Here is a 19,878-nt window from a genome sequence, read left to right as displayed (position 1 = left end):
TTTAGTCGGAGAAGACAACTGAGGTTGCGCCATTAATTAAGACGCGATCATGCAAGTAATAGCGCAGGGCTCTAGAAAGAACGGTGCGCTCTAGGTCTCGACCTTTGCGGACTAAATCGTCAGGTGTATCGCCGTGAGTAACGCGAGTCACATCTTGTTCAATGATGGGCCCTTCATCTAAATCGCTAGTCACAAAGTGCGCAGTAGCGCCAATTAATTTAATGCCACGTGCATGAGCCTGGTGATAGGGTTTAGCGCCCTTAAAGCTTGGCAAGAAGGAGTGGTGAACGTTGATGCAGCGACCAGATAACTTGGTGGACAAGTCATCCGACAAAATTTGCATATAACGAGCCAGAATCACCATGTCAACCTTAGCGTCAGCAACGATCTCCAGAAGCTTGGCTTCTTGTGCAGATTTCGTTTCGGGGGTGACTGGCAAGTGGTAGAAAGGAATGTCAGCAAAATCAATACTGGCATACACCTCGCGTGGATGATTAGAGACGATGCCGCAGATGATCATTGGTAATTCACCAATACGCCAACGATAGAGTAAATCGACTAAGCAATGATCTAGCTTCGAAGCCATGATCAAGACGCGTTTGAGATCTTTAACGGCGCGCAAATCCCAAGTGAGCTCAAAGCGTTTTGCGATTTCTACAAAGCCTGACTTGAGAGTCTTACCCTCTGTAGGGCAGCTAAAGCTAACGCGCATAAAGAATCGCTTAGAAGCTTTGTCATCAAACTGTTGAGCTTCTTCAATATCTCCACCCGCCTGAAAAATATAAGTTGAAACTGCAGCAACAATGCCTGGTTTGTTCGGGCAGGTCAGTGTGAGGTAATAGTTTTCTGTGCTCATGTCTAATCAAAAAAATGCTGATAAATACAGATTTTAGTCTCTTGGGAGCAAGAGGCGGTATGTTTTACTGCTGAGCGGTATCAACAGCTTTATCCGCAGGACCTAATAAGGGGGTGCTGTTATCAGTCACCGTGGGCACTGCAATCTCTATGCAGATTGGCTTTGATGAGAGCGGGTTAAAGAAGTTGCATTCTTTTTTAGTGGCGGCCGAGGCAGCATGCTCTAAAGGTGATTTGCCCGTAGCGGCAGTGGAGGCCAGACTCGTGGCGGTTACCGGGTTAGCGGCTGCCATACTCACCACGGCACCACCTGCCGAGCTAGCGGCAGCAGAGCCTGATGCGCCAACAGCGGCAATCGGGGCAAAGCACCCTTGTAAACCTAGACAAGAATAGATGATGAATAGACAAACCCAAAGATTGAGCTGGGTTTGCGTATGCAATCTACCGTTTCTGGCAGACAACATTAAATACTCCAGCTGTCCAGGATTCATTAATGACAGGTTCAAACTTACTGTCAGGGGTATTGTTATCAGAAACTACTTTGCCTGTACCTTTTTTGCCTGAAAATTCTTTAAAGGCAATCGGACGGTAACTAATTTCAGGACAGTTGTATTCATTTAAGCCAACAATAGAGTTCACGGTTTGTTGGTTGCTTGGATTTTTGCCAGGTTTTTTAAAATCTAGCATTGACATGATTTGGGCTTTCTCGCCGCTGTCACGAATCGTTTCTAAGTCTACATAAACAACCATGACTGCGTTAGATCCTAACTCTTTCCATTCGGCATAAGCACTGCTGATTGGTAACATCAGAGACGTTAGTAGGGCGGCAGTAATAAGCGGATTTATTTTTTTCATAGCTATAGTCCTCAATAGTGACTGTTTTATATCAATAAGACATTCTAAACGCCTTCATGTGACTATTTAGAAGTGCTATTTGCTAACAAGTTCGAGCTGGCGTTTGCTGTTCTCTGGCTTCATCTGCAGGGGAAGGTATTCGTTCTTGGCCCAAAGAGGGTTCATATTTCTATATAGCTTGCTTTGCACCCAACCTGATTGGCCGGTTTGATAGATAAAGAGGGAATTTTCTAAATCAGATAAGTCGTAAATAGTTCTCAGACTGGGGGCTTGCTTAGTCTCGTAGGGGTTACTTGTACGCAATAGCTCTAATCTACCAACGTTAACGGTGTTACTGTCACCGGGGAAGGGCGCTTCTAAATTAAATAGCTTCCTAAGCAAAGGAACCTTACTCATCGGTCGATGTTCTGAAATGGCAATATGAGCATTTCCCCAGGACCATTTTTTAGGGTCATCGCCATATTCCTTGCTCAGATATTGGAGGGCCTTATCAAAGGCATCGTTGGAAGCGTCAAGACAGGTTTCTACAAGAGCAGTTTTTGGGTTGTCACACCATGGGCTATTGGGATTGCGAATCTGTGCCAGCAGCGCGCCTCGATAATTTCGGTCTCCATAGGTTTCAGAAAATATATAACCGAGCCGAGAAAATAGGTTGCGCGTCAGCTGGTCTGCCCAGGCATTGAAGACGAGAGCGGCGGCACTATCCACTTTCATATCGCCATTGAAGTCTTTGGCAAGCTCTAAAGCTTTAGCCCCCAATGGATGACTTGGGGTGCTCGTTTTAAAGAGCTCAAGCAGTGGAATTGACGAGAGAGACAGGGTATCTGCTTGCATTGTTTTCATGTATTCCAAATCATGAGAATCTCGAGATTTGATGAGATCAACAATGCGGTCATAGCGTGCTGATAAATCCCAATCAGCCGTTAGGGGGTTAGGGTCGTTGCTGGCAATAATTCTCTGATTGGCTGTGGCGAGCCATCCTTGCTCTGGATTATTGCTAGCTGGTAATTGCTCAAAAGGCACATAGCCGTTCCAGTCGTACTGCTTTTCCCATCCCAGTGCGGGCGCAGTACCATAGAGTCCATGGTGTAAAACGCGTTTAGGGGCAACACCAGCGGCTTGATATGCAATATTGCCGTCGGTATCGGCCATCACCACATTTTGCATTGGGGCATAGTTCTTGCGAAGAGCCTGTTTAAATGAGTCGAGGTCCTTGGCGCGATTCATCTCTAGCAAACTGACAACGGATTGGTTTTCAATATCCAAGGCAGTCCAGCGAAATGCTAGAGCAAATCGATCCGTATTAATGGCGCGTTTAGCGCGCTCGTAGGAGTCTGAGATTACTGGCCCATGACGAGTTTCTTTAACAATAAAATTGATTGATGCCGCGCCTTTGATATCGATAATCTCTTGGCGAACTTTGAAGGGTAACAAGCCATCTGGCCCACGGTACATACCAGGATTGATTGAGTCAATTTGCTCTATGTAGAGATCTTGTACATCAGGATTGGTGTTGGTAAAACTCCAGGCAAATTTGTCTGTTCTACCCAGAATGACTGCCGGAATCCCGGGAAGAGTGCCGCCAATGACATTCATGCCCGGGGCATCTAAGCGGGCAAAATACCAAATTGCTGGCGCAGATAAACCCAGATGCGGGTCATTCGCTAATAATGGCTTGCCACTCACAGTGAGTTTGCCGCCAATAGCCCAGTTGTTGGAGCCAATGCCATCCTTGCCACCTGGAAGATCCATTGCCAAGTGTTCGGTTACAGGCAATGCATTGGAGTGGCGATTGCTGGAGTCGGAGTGGGGATTAAAGAGATTGATATCTCGATAGATTTTTGCAAAATCTACATTCGTGACTGGCTCATCGGGCTCAAAAGGTGGCAATACTTCCCAAACTTGCTTAGTCGTTAAAAATTGAGACAGCTCAAGCCTTTGTAATTCTTTATGCCAATTACCGCCGAGATCGAGTGCCATCATCAGCATCCAGGCAACACTATCCGTTGGCGACCAATGCCCTGGTTTAGAGCCGGTTAAAAAATACTCAATTGGTAGAGCCCAGCCCAAATTAGCGTTACCAGCATTGACACCATCTGCATAGGCCTGCAATAAACGCTTAGTAGAAACCGGATATTTGTCGAATTGTTGTTCGGCAGCGTGTTTAATGCCAAGGGTTCGAATAAAGCGATCAATTTTGAAGGTCTCATTACCTAAAATTTCGGAGAGGCGACCACTGGCAAGGCGACGATTGATTTCCATCTGCCATGAGCGCTCAGATGCATGCAAATATCCCAGGGCAAATAATGCATCAGATTGGCTATTGGCTTTAATGTGCGGGATATCAGCCTCATCAAATGTGATGACTACCGAGTCCCCAATGCCTTTAATAACGCGCTTACCAGAAGGGGAGCTTTGTGCTGAATATAAATAGGCAATAGTGGTAACTAGGCAGATGGCTAGGGTAATGCCAATAAGCAAAACGAGCGGGCGCAAGAGTTTGCCGAGTCTGACCAATTTGCGATTCAATTTCATGGCAATAGTTTAGTGGTTTTGGGCTATCCAAGCCCCAAGTCTGCCCAAGGCCTCCATCCTGGGGCTTTCTGGGCTTGCATGCTAAAATTTCAACTGTCTTGATTTATTTAGCGCAGCAGTTTCTGTTTGTGCGAGCCCGAGTGGTGAAATCGGTAGACACAGCAGATTTAAAATCTGCCGACTCAAAAAAGTCGTGCCGGTTCGATTCCGGCCTCGGGCACCATCAATTCAGTCTTTTCCTCATTAAGATCTTGAGAAAAATATATTCAATCCTCTTCTTACTGCTTTCTGGTTCGGTCACTCCGGTGCTGGGGCAATCTATTTTCTTTGATTGCAAACGATCCGAAAAAGATTATGTTGAAGAGTATGCAATGCAACTCACGCTAGCCTCTAAGACTCAAAAAGCAAAGATGTATTTAGATGAGCGAGACTTAGATCAGTCTGACGCTTACGGAACGCAAGTTGTTAAAAGTGTCACTCTGGCTCGCCCAAATATTTTCATCGTGGTAGAGGCCAGTTTTGCTCCAGAAGAAATCATGGGGGTTGCTTATCCTGCAGGGAGCGTATCAACGCACATCACCCTTGACCCGGTAACGGGTAAGCTAAAAAAAGTGGAAAAAATTCAAGGTGGCATTCTGGGCGCATCCCTGGGAAACGGAACTCACGTCAGTGAAGAGACTTGCTTCCCAGCCAAAATACCTTTCAAGCCACAGTAGCGCAGAGGTTTGCGCTAGGCAACGTTTAGCCGGGTTTAGTCAGGCTCGGTTACAAAGCCCAGTTTCGTCAGTCCAGCACGACGTGAGGCTGCAAGGACTTGAGCGACATACTCATATTTCACAGACTTATCGGCGCGTAAATTGATTTCTGGCTGAGGCTCTTTTTGAGCCGCTTTCTCTGCATAGCCATGAAAGGTCTTTAAATCAATTGCGGTGCTATTCCAAAAGATTTGCCCCTTGCCATCAATGGTGAGTTGCACAGATTCTGGTTTGACCTCATTGCGGACGCTATTGGCTTTTGGAAGTTCAATCTTCACTGCTTGCTGAATGACTGGTAGGGTGATGATAAAGATGATCAATAAGACCAACATCACATCAACCATCGGCGTCATATTGATCTCAGACATGATGCTGTCTTCACTCTGATCATCTTGGATATGAAAAGCCATACTTATTCTCCAGATTTCACACGAGCGCCAGTGACGAAATAGGCAAGAAGGTCGTTGCCAAAGCGATTGAGATCGGCAAGCATTAATTTATTAGCGCGGTTAATTGCATTAAAAGCCAGTACCGCAGGGATTGCTACTGCCAGACCCAGGGCAGTCATGATGAGCGCCTCACCAATAGGACCTGCAACTTGATCAAGCTGGGCGCTACCAGAGCTGCTGATAGCGATGAGGGCGTGATATATACCCCAGACGGTTCCAAATAAACCAATAAATGGGGAAATCGCACCAGTAGAACCTAGAAATGTCAGCCCCTTCTGAAAACCTGCAGCAATTCCATCAACGCTATTCTTCAAGCTTCTGGCCATCCACTCAGAGTAGTTGAGTGTTTGCAATAGTTCACGATGATCATGAGCCTGGTTCTGGTGATGGGCTGAAGCAGTGGCGGCTGATTTGGCAAGTAGGTAGTAAGGGTTGAGGGTATGGTCACTGAAGGATTGCAGACCTTGCTCATACGATGTGGCGCGCCAGAATACATCTAATTCAGGCTTGAGTTTGCGAAGATTGCGTAGTTCCCAAAAGCGCGTCAGCAAAATTACCCAGGTAATGATTGAGCAGGTAAGAAGTGCGATGGCCACAAAGCGCGTAATGAAATCGCCCTCCATCCAAAGATTTGCTATGCCAAATGGTGTATTCATAATGAGTATTTACTTGAGATTAAATTTAATTAAAAGATTAGTGGAAATTCTTTGTGGTGAACCATTTACTACAAAAGGTTTGAAGCGATAGCGTCTTCCGATTTCACTAGCAGCACGATCAAGCCTTGGGAAGCTGCTCGATTGCAGAAGAGCAATATCATCAACGTTACCAGCCTGGTCAATAATTAAACGAACTATTACCGTGCCTTGCTCACCAGATCGTTTCGAAAATGATGGGTAATAAGCATCTGCATCAGGTTGGTAGAGTACTTCCAGTTTACCAATGTCGGTCTGAATTGGCGTGCCACTAACTCCGCCAGCACTTGAAGGCGCAACAGCAGCGTTTTGGGCTTGAGACTCACTTTTAGACTCAGCTTGCTTCTGGGGCGCGCTGGATTGTTTGGGTGGTGCAGGTGCTGGTTGCGGAGTTGTCTTTTCCTCCACCTTTTTCTTGAGCTCTTCTTTGGGTTTTGGTGCTGGCATTTTAGGGGCAGCTGGAGCTTCTTGGCTTTTGGCTGGAGAAGGGCTAAGCAAGTTTGCCATCACACGATCATCATCCATCTTGGGTGGGCGTGCACTTAAATGAATGAACTCTAAAGCGGGTAGAGCGTGCAAGAGCAAAACAATGCCAATGATGATTCGCTCTGATTTAGTAAATGGTAGGCGAGAATCCAGTTTTTGCAAGAAAGCGCTCATGACACTTTACCTAACAATGACGAATGAATCGCATGTAAATTCAGATCACTAGCCATAAGGTCTTTTGCTATCTCGAGAAGTGATATTTCATTCTTGCTACTGATAAATAGCACCGCACCGCGATCATCGGAATTGCCTGATTGATCTAAAGACTCTAACTGTCGCTTCAGTTGTCTTACTACTGCATCACTAGTGTCGATCAAGGTGATGGTGTCACCTAAGAGTTTGCGGATCGCTTTTCTAAGAAAGGGGTAGTGTGTACAACCGAGCACCAAAGTGTCTGAGCCCTCATCCAAAATCGGTGCAAGATGTTTACCCAAGAGATCTAGAGCTTCTTCGCTATCTGCTTTGCCAGCTTCAATTAAGGGTACAAGACCTGCGCCAGCTTGTTTAATGAAACGGCAGTTAGGTGGTAAGGTTGCCAATAGCGCATTGAACTTATCACTCTTAAGGGTTGCTTCTGTAGCGAGTACGCCAACAATGCCATTTTGAGACTGCATTGCTGCTGGCTTGATTCCAGGTTCAACCCCAATAATCGGAATACTTAACTCGCTACGGATTTGTTGAATTGCTTCGGCAGTGGCAGTATTGCAAGCTACAACAATCGCATCACAACCCTTACTTGCTAGATATCTGCATAAGACTAGACTACGCGCTGCAATCCAATCACTGGATTTTTCTCCATAGGGAGCGTTCGCAGAGTCTGCAAGATAAATATAGTCGTGCTGGGGAAGCTGACGCAGAGCCTCATCCAAAACGGATAAGCCTCCGACGCCAGAATCAAAAACTCCTATGAGTGACAATGCGGTGCCAATGTTTGCTTAAAGATGGCGTATCAAATGATTAGGCAATGTTGACTGGAATGCCAGCAATTTTTGCTTGCCATTCTTTAGGGCCAGTATCGTGCATTGAGATACCTTCAGAGCTCACGGCAACAGTTACTGGCATATCTTTGACATCGAATTCATAAATCGCTTCCATGCCGAGATCAGCAAAGCCAACAACCTTGGCTGTCTGAATTGCCTTAGATACCAAGTAGGCAGCGCCACCGACCGCCATGAGATAAGCTGATTTATGTTTCTTGATTGCTTCAATTGCAACAGGACCACGCTCAGCTTTACCGATCATCGAAATCAGGCCAGTCTTCGCAAGCATCATTTCGGTGAACTTATCCATACGGGTTGAAGTGGTTGGGCCTGCAGGTCCAACAGCTTCTTCACGCACCGGGTCAACTGGCCCAACGTAGTAAATGACACGATCTTTAAAGTTGACTGGTAACTCTTCGCCTTTGGCCAGCATATCCTGGATACGTTTGTGGGCAGCATCACGACCAGTCAAAATTTTGCCATTCAATAACAAGGTATCGCCAGGTTTCCAGCCTGCAACTTCTGCTGCTGTGAGGGTATCTAAATTAATGCGTTTTGATTTTTGAACATCGGGTGTCCAGGTAACATCCGGCCAATCAGATAAGGAAGGCTTTTCTAATTTAGCAGGACCATCACCATGCAAATGGAAGTGGACGTGACGGGTTGCTGCACAGTTTGGGATCATGGCTACAGGTAGAGATGCAGCATGCGTTGGGTATTCCATGATCTTAATGTCGAGCACTGTTGTCAAACCACCAAGCCCCTGCGCACCGATGCCTAATTTGTTTACCTTGTCATAGATTTCGAGGCGGAGTTCCTCGGCGCGTGTTTTAGGACCGCGAGCGATGAGCTCCTGAATATCTACTGGGCCCATTAAAGATTCTTTTGCCATCAACATGGCTTTTTCAGGAGTGCCGCCAATCCCAATGCCAAGAATGCCAGGAGGACACCAACCTGCGCCCATTGTAGGAACGGTTTTGACAACCCAATCTACTATCGAGTCCGATGGATTTAGCATCACCATCTTTGCCTTGTTTTCAGAGCCGCCACCTTTGGCTGCACATATCACTTCAACGCCATCGCCTGGAACGATTTCGTAATGGATTACGGCAGGGGTGTTGTCGCCAGTATTTTTACGTTTGCCGGCAGGGTCAGCCAATACTGAAGCACGGAGCGTATTTTCTGGATTAAGGTAAGCGCGACGCACGCCTTCATTGACCATTTCAGAAACGCTCATCGTGGCATCTAGCCATTGCACATTCATTCCAATCTTTAAAAACACCACAGCAATACCAGTGTCCTGACACATCGGGCGATGGCCTTCGGCACACATCCTGCTGTTGGTCAAAATTTGCGCTAATGCATCTTTAGCAGCTGCCCCTTGTTCAAGTTCGTAAGCCCTGCCCATAGCGTCAATAAAGTCTTTAGGGTGGTAGTAAGAAATGAACTGGAACGCATCTGCAACGCTTTGAATGAGGTCGTTTTGTTTGATATTTGTCATGGTTTTTTAGTTAATTTGGCGGGTTTGGCTTATTTTAAGGGTTTGCCATAGAGCAAATCCCGGGTGTTTTCACTTATCTTCTAAGGTCTTGAGGGTCTAAACCCATTATTTTGCGACATTTTGGCAAAAATAGATTATTGATTATTTGATAGAGGGCTGTGAAGCATGGAACCATTAAAGCAAGAAAACCGCGTTTTTAACCCGCCAGCTGAGTTTGTCAAGGGTGCTGCGATAGCGGGTATGGAAGCCTATAACAAGCTCTGTGAAGAGGCTAACAAAGATTATGACGGTTTTTGGGGGCGTCTTGCTAAAGAAAATATCTATTGGAAAAAGCCATTTACCAAAGTGTTGGATGAGTCCAAAGCTCCCTTCTACAAGTGGTTTGAAGATGGAACGACCAATGCTTCATATAACTGTTTGGATCGTCAAGTAGAGGCTGGCTTAGGCGATAAGACCGCCATCATTTTTGAAGCCGATGACGGCACCGTGACTAAAGTCACTTACAAAGAGATGCTGGAGCGCGTTTGCAAAATGGCAAATGCATTGCGCAAGATGGGTGTCAAGTCTGGTGATAGCGTCATTATTTATATGGCGATGACCATTGACGGCATTGTTGCCATGCAAGCGTGTGCCCGCATCGGCGCAATTCACTCTGTCGTGTTTGGCGGCTTTTCTGCTCAAGCATTGCGCGATCGCATTATGGATGTTGGTGCAGTTGCAGTGATTACTTCTGATGGACAGTTCCGAGGTGGCAAAGCATTGCCATTAAAAGCAATTTGTGACGAAGCACTTTCCACTGGTGAGTGTCCTAAGGTGAAGCATGTGATTGTTAGTAAGCGTACTGGCGCTGATATCACGATGACAGCTGGCCGCGACGTTTGGATGCAAGAAGTTGTAGCTAATGAAGCTACTACTTGTGAGCCAGAGTGGGTCAGCGCAGAACATCCTTTATTTATTCTCTATACATCTGGTTCAACAGGTAAGCCAAAGGGTGTTCAGCACTCAACTGGTGGGTACCTCTTGTGGGCGATTCTCACAATGAAGTGGACTTTTGATATCAAGCCAAATGATGTGTTCTGGTGTACCGCCGATATTGGTTGGGTAACTGGCCACTCTTACATTACCTATGGCCCCCTCGCAGTAGGCGCTACTGAGATTGTATTTGAAGGTGTGCCAACCTATCCAAATGCTGGCCGTTTCTGGGACATGATCCAAAAACATAAAGCCAGTATTTTCTATACGGCACCAACTGCCATTCGTTCTTTGATTAAAGCGTCAAGCAATGATGAGGCAGTGCATCCAAAAAGTTACAACTTATCTTCCTTGCGTCTCTTGGGTTCGGTAGGTGAACCAATTAATCCTGAAGCATGGATGTGGTACTACGAGAATGTGGGCGGATCGCGTTGTCCAATCACCGATACTTTCTGGCAAACCGAAACGGGTGGCCACATGATTTCACCATTGCCCGGTGCGACACCCATGATTCCAGGTTCATGCACATTGCCATTACCTGGTATTCAAGCAGCCATTGTTGACGAAGCTGGTGTAGATGTTCCAAATGGCCAGGGCGGCATCTTGGTTGTCAAACGTCCATGGCCTTCCATGATTCGTACGATTTGGAATGATGCCGATCGTTTTGTGAAGTCTTATTTTCCGGAAGAATTGGGCGGCACTTTGTACCTAGCGGGCGATGGTGCAATTCGTAACAAAGATACTGGTTACTTCACAATTACTGGTCGTATCGATGACGTGTTGAACGTTTCAGGTCACCGTATGGGAACCATGGAAATTGAATCTTGCCTAGTTGCTAATCCGTTGGTTGCTGAAGCGGCGGTTGTAGGTCGTCCAGATGAACTTACTGGCGAAGCGATTTGCGTATTCGTGGTTCTGAAGGGCGGACGTCCAACAGGTGAAGAGGCTAAAAAGCTTGCGACTGAATTGCGTAATTGGGTTGGTAAAGAAATCGGTCCAATCGCTAAGCCAAAAGATGTGCGCTTTGGCGATAACTTGCCAAAGACTCGCTCCGGCAAGATCATGCGCCGTCTCTTGCGAGTGATTGCTAAAGGTGAAGAGGTGACTCAAGACACCTCTACCTTGGAAAACCCGGCGATTTTGGACCAGCTGAAGGAGTCTTTGTAGGCTTTTGAAGCTAAACCCTTTTAGGAACCGTATAATTGTGGGTTCCGGAAGGGTGGATGAGCGGTTTAAGTCACACGCCTGGAAAGCGTGCGTAGGTTAATAGCCTACCGCGGGTTCGAATCCCGCCCCTTCCGCCAAGCAGTATCTAAACCACCTTCGGGTGGTTTTTTATTGCCAGCCTACCTGCTACTTGATGTAATCAAAATCACAGTCATCATCAAATATTTTGTACTCCAGGTAGATTTCTTTGCGAGTATGGTGCTGCCAAACCAGGCGATCTTTTAACAAAGGGTACTTCAGCGAATCAGCATACTCATCAAAATACTCATCATCTTCAGCAACGTAATGGTGGATCTTCATCATTACCTCCAAGGAGTTTAGGTTTTTGGCCCAAGGACTCAGAGAGCGATTTCATTGATGTGGTGATTAACTATGTCGCTCCATTTATCCGCAAGTTGTGCGCAGTCTGATGAATTTCATTTGACATGTCTATCGCCAACGTTAAAAAAGCTGCAATTGATGGGGAAAAGCAACAGCCTTATTGCTTAGCGTAATATCAACAAAACTGATTAATGATTGGAGGCAGTATGATTTTTGCTATCTTATTAATGGACCGTCCAGGTACATCTGAGTTGCGGGTGCAAGTCAGGCCAGAACATCGTGCTTACCTGGCAAAACTTTCTCATCGTATGGCCTTTGCTGGTCCTTTGACATCGGAGGATGGACTCACTGTCGTTGGCAGCTTATTGGCAATCGACTTTCCAAGTAGAGCAGATGTTGATTCTTGGTTAAAGGATGAGCCATTTACCAAGGCAGGGGTATATGAAAAGCCTGTCATCCATGTCTTTAATAATATGTGGGAACAGAAGGTTGGATTTCCACCGGAAAAATAAGTCTGTAATTTAGAATTAAAAAGCCACCGATCGGTGGCTTTGTGTTTAGGTATTCGTAAATTAAAGCGGCTTAATTTGGAGTTTCCTAAATTTCACTACGCCGCCTGCCGATTGAATGGCAATAGGGCCACTGGCATATTTACTGTCTTGCCCGTCGGCCACAGTAACCTCACCATTGAGGACGACCTTAAAGTGCGAACCATTGGCAACGATCTCCATTACATTCCACCGCCCACCAGCCTTGGGCACAGGATTTACCTTAGCAAGGTCTACGATCGCACCAGTAGCATAGGCTTGCTCTGGGCGCGTATCCCAGATATTGATTTCATAGCAGGTGTATTGAGAGGGTTTATTGGGGTCTTGGCAGCGTATAAAAATACCGCTGTTGGTATTTGACTCTGCCCAAAATTCGGCTTTGATGATGAAGTTTGTATAGGTCTTATTGCTTACTAAAAAGCCCGATGGTTTATTTCCCACAATGAGCCCGTTACCAATAGTCCAGCTTGCAGTGCCAACAATGTTCCATCCTTCTAGGCTAACGCCATCAATCAGATCTACAAAGCCATCTGCATTTTGGGCAAAAGCAGAATTTGTGCTCAAGAGGGCGGCGCAACAGATGCCTAGGGCTGCGATAGATTGTTTTAGGTTTTTCATAAAGTCTCCTGCGGGTATATGGAATGTTCTCTAATCTTTTTGATTGTTATGGATATTGCTCGATCAACACAAGTAGATATTTCCCAGGGTTGGCTAAGGGGTGCGCTCCTCTCGATGTTGAGGTCAGAATCTAGTAGACTTGAGCTATGAATTCAAGAAAACAACTCATTTTCATTGCTGCTATTACTTTGACCATGCTTTCAGGCTGTGGCTCTGTTGAATCTGCAGCCCAAGACGACTGCACCTCAATTGGCTGGCAGATTGGTAGCAAAGGTTATCAAGATTGCTTTAAAGCCCGCGTGTATGAGCGTAAGCTGGATTACTCCAACCCTCCAGGCGACAAACCTTCCCCATCGGTGATTTAATACTAGGGTAAACCCTTAATTCATTCCCTTGAGCGCCGTCAAGGACTTGAGGGGTGAAATAACCCAAAATCAAAAGATTATTTGCATGTCTAGCAGGGCAAAATCTTTCTTGTCCGGGTATTCAACGCATAACCCCAAATAGCATTACAAGCATAAAAATTAGAGACTACAAACTATGAATCACCCAAAGCCTTCCGGAGAAGTCAAAGCAGTTGCTATCGCTACTGCAGATGATTTGAGGGAGACCATTCGGCGCAAGAGCAAACTCAAAGGTCGTCAAGCGGACGATGCTTCATTGGCAGAAGTGCGACAACTCATTGGTGCCGCAGCAGAACGTCGCGATTTGCTCATCGAAAATCTTCATAAGTTAAATGATGAGTACCGCGCTTTGCATGATCGTCATTTAGTAGCCCTGGCAAAAGAGATGAATTTGCCGATGGCTGAAGTATATGAAGTAGCCACTTTCTATCACCATTTTGAAGTGGTGCGCGGCAATGATGCAGTTGCGAATATCACTGTCCGAGTTTGTGATGGCATTGCCTGTGAGTTAGCTGGCGCCCAAAATCTATTAGCAAAGTTGCCGGCTATTTTGGGCAACCCAAATGTCAAAGTGATTGCAGCACCATGCGTGGGTCGCTGTGAGCAGGCTCCTGTAGCGGTAGTGCACCAATATCCTGTGCTTTTTGCAACAACCGACAAAGTGCAAGCGGCAGTGAACAATAAAATGACTACTCAGCCGATGGCAAAAGATGATGCCATTTTTGATCCAGCATCTCTAGCAGAGCAGGGCGTTTCTCCACAAGGCGTAAATCAAGCATTATCCCCTGACTATGTTGGCTATGAAGTCTACCGTGCTCAAGGCGGTTACGCGCTTGCAAAAGAAATTGTCGAAGGTAAGCGTGATGCAGAGAGCATCATTAAAGCTATGGAGAGCTCAGGCTTGCGTGGTCTTGGTGGTGCAGGCTTCCCAGCAGGGCGCAAGTGGCGTATTGTGAAAGATCAGGTGGCGCCTAAACTGATGGCCGTCAATATTGACGAAGGTGAGCCAGGCACATTTAAAGACCGCACCTATTTAGAGCGTGACCCACATCGTTTCTTAGAAGGATTATTGGTTGCCGCTAATGTTGTGGGTATCGATGCTTGCTATATTTATTTACGCGATGAATATCACGGTTGTCGTGAGTTGCTTGAAAAAGAATTAGAAAAACTCAAAGCCAATCCTCCATTTAAGTTGCCCACGATTGAATTGCGCCGCGGTGCAGGTGCCTATATCTGCGGTGAAGAGTCCGCGATGATTGAAAGTATTGAAGGTAAGCGTGGTGAGCCACGCATGCGCCCTCCGTATATTGCACAAGTTGGTTTATTTGGACGCCCAACCTTAGAGCACAACTTTGAAACCTTGTACTGGGTGCGCGATATTGTGCAGCGTGGACCTGAATGGTTTAGCTCCTATGGCCGTCATGATCGTAAGGGCTTGCGTAGTTATAGCGTTAGTGGACGCGTCAAGAAGCCTGGAGTCAAATTGGCCCCAGCTGGTATTACGATTCAAGAACTGATTGATGAGTATTGTGGCGGCATGCAAGATGGCCACCAGTTCTACGGTTACTTACCAGGTGGTGCATCGGGCGGCATCTTGCCTGCCACTATGAATGACATTCCCTTGGACTTCGATACTCTGCAACCCTATGGTTGCTTTATCGGTTCAGCGGCAGTGATGGTGTTTGGTGATCAAGACAAGGCGCGCGATATGGCGCTGAATGTGATGCACTTTTTCGAGCACGAGAGTTGCGGTCAATGTACTCCATGCCGTGTTGGCACGGGCAAGGCAGCAAAACTCATGCAAGCCAAATCTTGGGATCAAGATACCTTAGAAGATTTAGCGGCCGTAATGGTTGATGCGTCCATTTGTGGTCTAGGTCAGGCAGCACCAAATCCGATTCGTTGTATTCATAAATATTTCCCGAATGAAGTTGCATAAGGAAGTAGCTTAAATAGGGAAACACGAGAAAAACATGAACGCACCAACTAATCCAAAAGAACTTGAATTGCAAACTGTCGAGTTCAAGCTAGACGGCAAGACTATCGTTTCCTATGAAGGTGAGACGATTCTGAAGGCGGCTAAGCGCCATGGCATTGATATTCCACATCTTTGTTTTAAGGATGGCTATCGCCCTGATGGTAATTGCCGTGCGTGTGTAGTAGAAATCAACGGCGAACGTACATTGGCTCCGAGCTGCTGCAGAAGCGCCACTCCAGGCATGGAAGTGAAGGCTAATAGTGAACGCGCTTTAAAGAGTCAAAAGCTAGTTCTGGAAATGTTGTTATCGGACATGCCAGACGAAGGATTTAAGTGGGTTGGAGACAGCAAAGAAGAAGAGCAAAAAAATCAACATGGCGAACTCAGCACCTGGGCAGCACGACTGGATGTGGCGGTTCGACCAGAGCTCAAAGCATTACGTCGTGAGAAAGTAGCAAATGACGTATCGCATCCGGCGATGGCTGTAAATCTGGATGCTTGTATTCAATGTAATCGTTGCGTGCGCGCTTGTCGTGAAGAGCAGGTGAATGATGTGATTGGTTACGCTATGCGTGGCGGCCATAGCGAAATCGTGTTTGACCTTAATGACCCAATGGGTGATAGTACCTGCGTTGCTTGTGGTGAGTGTGTGCAAGCCTGCCCGACTGGCGCATTGATGCCCAAAGGTCTAATTGGTTCGCAGACTGTTGATCGTAAGGTCGATTCTGTTTGCCCATTCTGTGGTGTGGGTTGCCAGATCACTTACAACGTTAAAGATGAAAAGATTGTGAGCGTAGAAGGTCGTGATGGACCCGCTAACCATAATCGCCTATGCGTGAAAGGTCGCTTTGGCATGGATTACATCCATAATCCTCAGCGCTTAACAAAGCCATTGATTCGTAAGACCGGTGTTCCAAAAGATGAGGCTCTCCTCGAAGGCAAACAAGATTGGTCCAATATCTTCCGCGAGGCAACTTGGGAAGAGGCGCTTGAGTTTGCTGGCGGCGGCCTGAAAAAACTCAAAGACAAGCATGGCCTAAAAGTGTTGGCTGGATTTGGTTCTGCTAAGGGCAGTAATGAAGAGGCTTATTTATTCCAAAAGCTAGTTCGCACAGGATTTGGCAGCAATAACGTAGACCATTGCACCCGTCTGTGCCATGCCTCATCTGTAGCTGCGCTTTTAGAAGGCGTTGGTTCTGGTGCAGTAAGTAACCAGGTAAATGATGTTGAGCATTCCAGCTTAATTATGTTGATTGGATCTAATCCAACGGCAAACCATCCGGTGGCTGCGACTTGGTTTAAGAATGCCGCTAAACGTGGTGCGAAAATTGTATTGTGTGACCCGCGTATGACTGAGATTAGCAAACATGCTTGGCGCACGATGCAATTTAAGCCAGACACTGATGTAGCAATGCTGAATGCCATGATCTATACGATCATTGAGGAAGGTTTAGCAGATCAAGAGTTTATTCAGAACCGCGCCAATAACTATGAAGCTTTAAAAGAAAATATTAAGGGATATAGCCCTGAAGCCATGGCGCCAATATGCGGCATTCCGGCAGAGACATTGCGCGAGGTTGCTAGAGAATTTGCCACCACCAAGTCAGCAATGATTTTATGGGGCATGGGTGTTAGCCAGCACGTTCATGGCACTGATAATGCGCGTTGCTTAATTGCCCTTGTCAGCATTACAGGTCAAATTGGTAAACCAGGTTCTGGCTTGCATCCATTGCGCGGTCAAAATAACGTCCAGGGCGCCAGTGATGCTGGATTGATTCCGATGATGTTCCCGAATTATCAGCGTGTTGATAATCCAGAGGCACATGCTTGGTTTGAGAAGTTCTGGGATACACCGCTTGATAAAAAGCCTGGTTACACCGTTGTAGAAATCATGCACAAGATTACTGCGCCCGATAGCGATCCCGATAAGATTCGTGGCATGTATGTCGAGGGTGAGAATCCTGCAATGAGTGATCCAGATCTGAATCATGCTCGTCATGCTTTGGCATCTCTTGAGCACTTGGTGGTGCAAGATATCTTCATGACTGAAACCGCTTTACTTGCTGACGTTGTATTGCCAGCGAGTGCTTGGCCAGAAAAGGTTGGTACTGCAAGCAATACTGACCGCATGGTACAGATGGGCAAGAAGGCCATCAATCCTCCGGGTGATGCCAAGCCTGATCTGTGGATCATCCAAGAAATTGCTAAGCAGATGGGTTTGAATTGGAATTACCAAGGCGCTGATGATGGCGTTGCTGAGGTTTATGAGGAGATGCGCCAAGCCATGCATGGTGCAATTAAGGGAATCACTTGGGAGCGCCTCGAGAAAGAATCTAGCGTCACCTATCCATGTCTTTCTGCAGAAGACCCAGGTCGTCCTATCGTCTTTGATGATAGTTTTGCCACACCAGATGGTAAGGTGAAGCTGGTACCGGCTGATATCATCCCTGCCAATGAAAGACCTGATGGTGAATATCCATTTGTTCTCATTACTGGACGTCAATTAGAGCATTGGCATACCGGCAGTATGACTCGCCGTGCGACAGTGCTTGATGCGATTGAGCCAATGGCTACTGTATCCATGAATGGTGAAGATATGACTCAATTAGGCGTCATTGCAGGTGATGTCATTACCGTTCAGTCTCGTCGTGGTGAGGTAGGTATTCATGTGCGAAGAGATGATGGCACTCCAAAAGGGGTGGTCTTTATTCCATTTGCCTACTATGAAGCCGCAGCAAACTTGATTACCAATCCCGCTTTAGATCCGTTTGGCAAGATTCCAGAGTTTAAGTATTGCGCAGTTAAGCTCGCTAAGGGCGGCGAGGCGGCAAAGATTATGGGCTATGGAACCAATGCTCCAGGTGGATCGAAGCTAAGCGTTAATATCTAAGCGCGATTGATCACAGTAAAAAAGCTCCCAAAATGGAGCCTTTTTACTGTTGCCTCACCAAATTGATTTGCCCAGTAGAATCAACCCTCTATGGCCAGTTCAAAACCAACCCCTTCCCAGGCGCAAGCTGAGTTACCCGTCCTCATTATTGGAGCAGGACTTGCTGGCTTAACAGTGGCTTTGCACATGGCTGAATCCCAGCCAGTGATCTTAATGGCTAAGCGTGGCTTAGGAGAGGCTGCTACCGCATGGGCGCAAGGCGGCATTGTTGGGGTGGTAGACAAAGAGCATGACAGCATTGATTCTCATGTGGCTGACACTATTGACGCAGGCGCTGGTCTTGTTGTTGAATCAACCGCACGCTTTATCGCAGAAGAAAGTGCTGACGCGATTAAATGGTTAGTAGAGCAGGGCGTGCCATTTACAGCAGATGAGGCGGGGCCAATGGGCTTGCATTTAACTCGTGAGGGTGGCCACAGTCATCGTCGTATCGCACACGCTGCTGATGCTACTGGTAAGGCGATTCATGAGGTGTTACTAGATAAAGCGAGAGCCCATCAAAATATTCGTATTTTGGAACATTGGATTGCTCTGGATCTCATTACAAATCGTCAACTTGACGCGAAGATGCAGCGTAATAAACCCAATCGTTGTTACGGCGTGTATGCCCTAGATATTAAAAATAATCGCGTTGAAACCATCCAGGCGAAGTCAGTAGTTCTAGCGACAGGTGGCGTAGGTAAGGTCTACCGTTACACCAGCAATCCCGATACCGCTACGGGCGATGGTATCGCGATGGCCTGGCGAGCGGGCTGCCGTGTGGGCAATATGGAATTTATTCAATTTCATCCAACCTGTTTGTATCACCCTAGTGATCGCACCTTCTTGATTACTGAAGCTATGCGAGGTGAGGGTGGGTTATTAAAATTACCAGATGGCACTCGCTTCATGTCAGAGCATGATGAGCGGAAAGAATTGGCGCCACGCGATATTGTTGCTAGAGCAATCGACTTTGAGATGAAAAAACATGGCCTAGATTACGTTCATCTCGATGCAACCCACTTAGGTACAGACTTCATCAAAGAGCATTTCCCAATGATTTATGCGCGCTGCTTAAGTCTCGGTTTGGACATCACAAAAGAGCCAATACCAGTGGTACCTGCTGCGCACTATACCTGTGGTGGTGTTGTCACTGATTTAAAAGGCAGAACCGATCTACCAGGCTTATATGCCGTTGGTGAGGCTACCTATACCGGTTTACATGGCGCTAACCGTCTAGCAAGTAATTCATTGCTGGAGTGCGTAGTCATTGGCAAGGCAGCAGCAGAAGATATCTCCGAACTTAAAACACCTGTGATGCCGACATTACCGCTTTGGGATGAGAGCCAAGTTGAGGATGCCGATGAGCAAGTTGTCATTGCTCACAATTGGGATGAGTTGCGCTCCTTGATGTGGAACTATGTTGGCATTGTGAGAACCAACCGCAGACTGGAGCGTGCTTTACATCGCATCAAACTGCTAAGATATGAAGTGCAAGAGTATTACGCTAACTTTAAAGTGACGCGAGATCTGATTGAATTGCGTAACTTACTAGAATGCGCCGAGCTGATTGTGAGATCAGCACTGATGCGAAGAGAAAGCAGGGGGTTGCACTATAGTCGCGACTATCCAGGCACTTGGGCAGTTTCTTATCCGACGATATTGACTCCTCAGGCAGAAGGAAATTCTGAAAACCCAGAAACCTAGGTTGAT

General features: G+C 46.6%; 18 protein-coding genes and 2 tRNA genes. 9 read left to right on the top strand and 11 right to left on the bottom strand.

What is annotated here, in order from left to right; translation table 11 throughout:
* Position 1: 1 nt before the first annotated feature.
* The 4 genes from purU to AOC07_RS05485 form a co-directional block, all read right to left on the bottom strand.
* Entirely contained in the window at positions 2 to 856 is an 855-nt protein-coding gene (gene purU / locus AOC07_RS05500) for a formyltetrahydrofolate deformylase (RefSeq protein ID WP_215292051.1), read from the bottom strand.
* Between the two features lie 64 nt (positions 857 to 920).
* Complete coding sequence (locus tag AOC07_RS05495; RefSeq protein ID WP_215356972.1) at positions 921 to 1,346, bottom strand: hypothetical protein; 426 nt, start codon at positions 1,344 to 1,346, stop codon at positions 921 to 923.
* Positions 1,297 to 1,710: a surface-adhesin E family protein gene (locus AOC07_RS05490; protein WP_215356970.1), complete on the bottom strand. Its 414-nt coding sequence runs from the start codon at positions 1,708 to 1,710 to the stop codon at positions 1,297 to 1,299. Before AOC07_RS05490 ends, AOC07_RS05495 begins: the two co-directional genes overlap by 50 nt.
* Before the next feature lie 75 nt (positions 1,711 to 1,785).
* Positions 1,786 to 4,245 (bottom strand): penicillin acylase family protein, encoded by a 2,460-nt coding sequence (locus tag AOC07_RS05485; RefSeq protein ID WP_215356968.1) that lies wholly within the window; start codon positions 4,243 to 4,245, stop codon positions 1,786 to 1,788.
* Positions 4,246 to 4,379: 134 nt separating this feature from the next.
* Here AOC07_RS05485 and AOC07_RS05480 point away from each other — a divergent pair.
* Both AOC07_RS05480 and AOC07_RS05475 read left to right on the top strand, forming a co-directional pair.
* Positions 4,380 to 4,468, top strand: a tRNA-Leu gene (locus AOC07_RS05480).
* A 148-nt stretch (positions 4,469 to 4,616) separates the two neighbouring features.
* Positions 4,617 to 4,961 (top strand): hypothetical protein, encoded by a 345-nt coding sequence (locus tag AOC07_RS05475; protein WP_251369599.1) that lies wholly within the window; start codon positions 4,617 to 4,619, stop codon positions 4,959 to 4,961.
* Positions 4,962 to 4,996: 35 nt separating this feature from the next.
* Here the strand turns inward: AOC07_RS05475 and AOC07_RS05470 are convergent, their stop codons facing one another.
* From AOC07_RS05470 to AOC07_RS05450, 5 genes are read right to left on the bottom strand one after another with little or no spacing between them, the layout of a single operon-like run.
* Positions 4,997 to 5,410, bottom strand: a complete 414-nt coding sequence (locus tag AOC07_RS05470) for a biopolymer transporter ExbD (RefSeq protein WP_215356966.1) — start codon at positions 5,408 to 5,410, stop codon at positions 4,997 to 4,999.
* Positions 5,411 to 5,412: 2 nt separating this feature from the next.
* The gene (locus AOC07_RS05465) at positions 5,413 to 6,105 is read right to left on the bottom strand and encodes a MotA/TolQ/ExbB proton channel family protein (protein ID WP_215292046.1); all 693 of its coding nucleotides are present in this window, start codon (positions 6,103 to 6,105) and stop codon (positions 5,413 to 5,415) included.
* A 9-nt stretch (positions 6,106 to 6,114) separates the two neighbouring features.
* A complete protein-coding gene (locus AOC07_RS05460; RefSeq protein ID WP_215356964.1) occupies positions 6,115 to 6,801 on the bottom strand; it encodes an energy transducer TonB in 687 nt (228 codons plus the stop codon).
* The gene (murI, locus tag AOC07_RS05455; RefSeq protein ID WP_215356963.1) at positions 6,798 to 7,604 is read right to left on the bottom strand and encodes a glutamate racemase; all 807 of its coding nucleotides are present in this window, start codon (positions 7,602 to 7,604) and stop codon (positions 6,798 to 6,800) included. The genes AOC07_RS05460 and murI overlap by 4 nt, the downstream gene beginning before the upstream one ends.
* 40 nt (positions 7,605 to 7,644) lie before the next feature.
* Positions 7,645 to 9,168 (bottom strand): fumarate hydratase, encoded by a 1,524-nt coding sequence (locus tag AOC07_RS05450; protein ID WP_215356962.1) that lies wholly within the window; start codon positions 9,166 to 9,168, stop codon positions 7,645 to 7,647.
* A gap of 165 nt (positions 9,169 to 9,333) precedes the next feature.
* Here AOC07_RS05450 and acs point away from each other — a divergent pair, with 165 nt between their 5' ends.
* Both acs and AOC07_RS05440 read left to right on the top strand, forming a co-directional pair.
* Positions 9,334 to 11,307 carry an acetate--CoA ligase gene (acs, locus tag AOC07_RS05445; RefSeq protein ID WP_215292042.1) on the top strand — a complete coding sequence of 658 codons (1,974 nt, stop codon included), beginning with the start codon at positions 9,334 to 9,336 and terminating at the stop codon, positions 11,305 to 11,307.
* Between the two features lie 46 nt (positions 11,308 to 11,353).
* A tRNA-Ser gene (locus tag AOC07_RS05440) sits at positions 11,354 to 11,444 on the top strand.
* Between the two features lie 49 nt (positions 11,445 to 11,493).
* Here AOC07_RS05440 and AOC07_RS05435 read toward each other — a convergent pair.
* Positions 11,494 to 11,670, bottom strand: a complete 177-nt coding sequence (locus tag AOC07_RS05435) for a hypothetical protein (RefSeq protein ID WP_215292041.1) — start codon at positions 11,668 to 11,670, stop codon at positions 11,494 to 11,496.
* 224 nt (positions 11,671 to 11,894) lie between these two features.
* On the opposite strand from AOC07_RS05435, the gene AOC07_RS05430 reads away from it, so the two are divergent.
* Complete coding sequence (locus AOC07_RS05430; protein ID WP_215356961.1) at positions 11,895 to 12,200, top strand: YciI family protein; 306 nt, start codon at positions 11,895 to 11,897, stop codon at positions 12,198 to 12,200.
* Between the two features lie 60 nt (positions 12,201 to 12,260).
* Here the strand turns inward: AOC07_RS05430 and AOC07_RS05425 are convergent, their stop codons facing one another.
* Complete coding sequence (locus AOC07_RS05425) at positions 12,261 to 12,854, bottom strand: DUF1080 domain-containing protein (protein WP_215356960.1); 594 nt, start codon at positions 12,852 to 12,854, stop codon at positions 12,261 to 12,263.
* A gap of 146 nt (positions 12,855 to 13,000) precedes the next feature.
* On the opposite strand from AOC07_RS05425, the gene AOC07_RS05420 reads away from it, so the two are divergent.
* The 4 genes from AOC07_RS05420 (at position 13,001) to nadB (ending at position 19,872) form a co-directional block, all read left to right on the top strand.
* Positions 13,001 to 13,219: a hypothetical protein gene (locus AOC07_RS05420; protein WP_215292038.1), complete on the top strand. Its 219-nt coding sequence runs from the start codon at positions 13,001 to 13,003 to the stop codon at positions 13,217 to 13,219.
* A gap of 175 nt (positions 13,220 to 13,394) precedes the next feature.
* Positions 13,395 to 15,197, top strand: a complete 1,803-nt coding sequence (locus AOC07_RS05415) for an NADH-ubiquinone oxidoreductase-F iron-sulfur binding region domain-containing protein (RefSeq protein ID WP_215356959.1) — start codon at positions 13,395 to 13,397, stop codon at positions 15,195 to 15,197.
* Between the two features lie 34 nt (positions 15,198 to 15,231).
* Positions 15,232 to 18,126, top strand: a complete 2,895-nt coding sequence (fdhF, locus tag AOC07_RS05410) for a formate dehydrogenase subunit alpha (RefSeq protein WP_215356958.1) — start codon at positions 15,232 to 15,234, stop codon at positions 18,124 to 18,126.
* Between the two features lie 90 nt (positions 18,127 to 18,216).
* Positions 18,217 to 19,872 carry an L-aspartate oxidase gene (gene nadB, locus AOC07_RS05405; protein WP_215356957.1) on the top strand — a complete coding sequence of 552 codons (1,656 nt, stop codon included), beginning with the start codon at positions 18,217 to 18,219 and terminating at the stop codon, positions 19,870 to 19,872.
* Positions 19,873 to 19,878: the final 6 nt, after the last annotated feature.

The sequence above is a fragment of the Polynucleobacter sp. UB-Raua-W9 genome (assembly GCF_018687435.1).
GTDB lineage: Bacteria > Pseudomonadota > Gammaproteobacteria > Burkholderiales > Burkholderiaceae > Polynucleobacter.
This window is presented reverse-complemented; position numbering and strand designations above follow the sequence as displayed.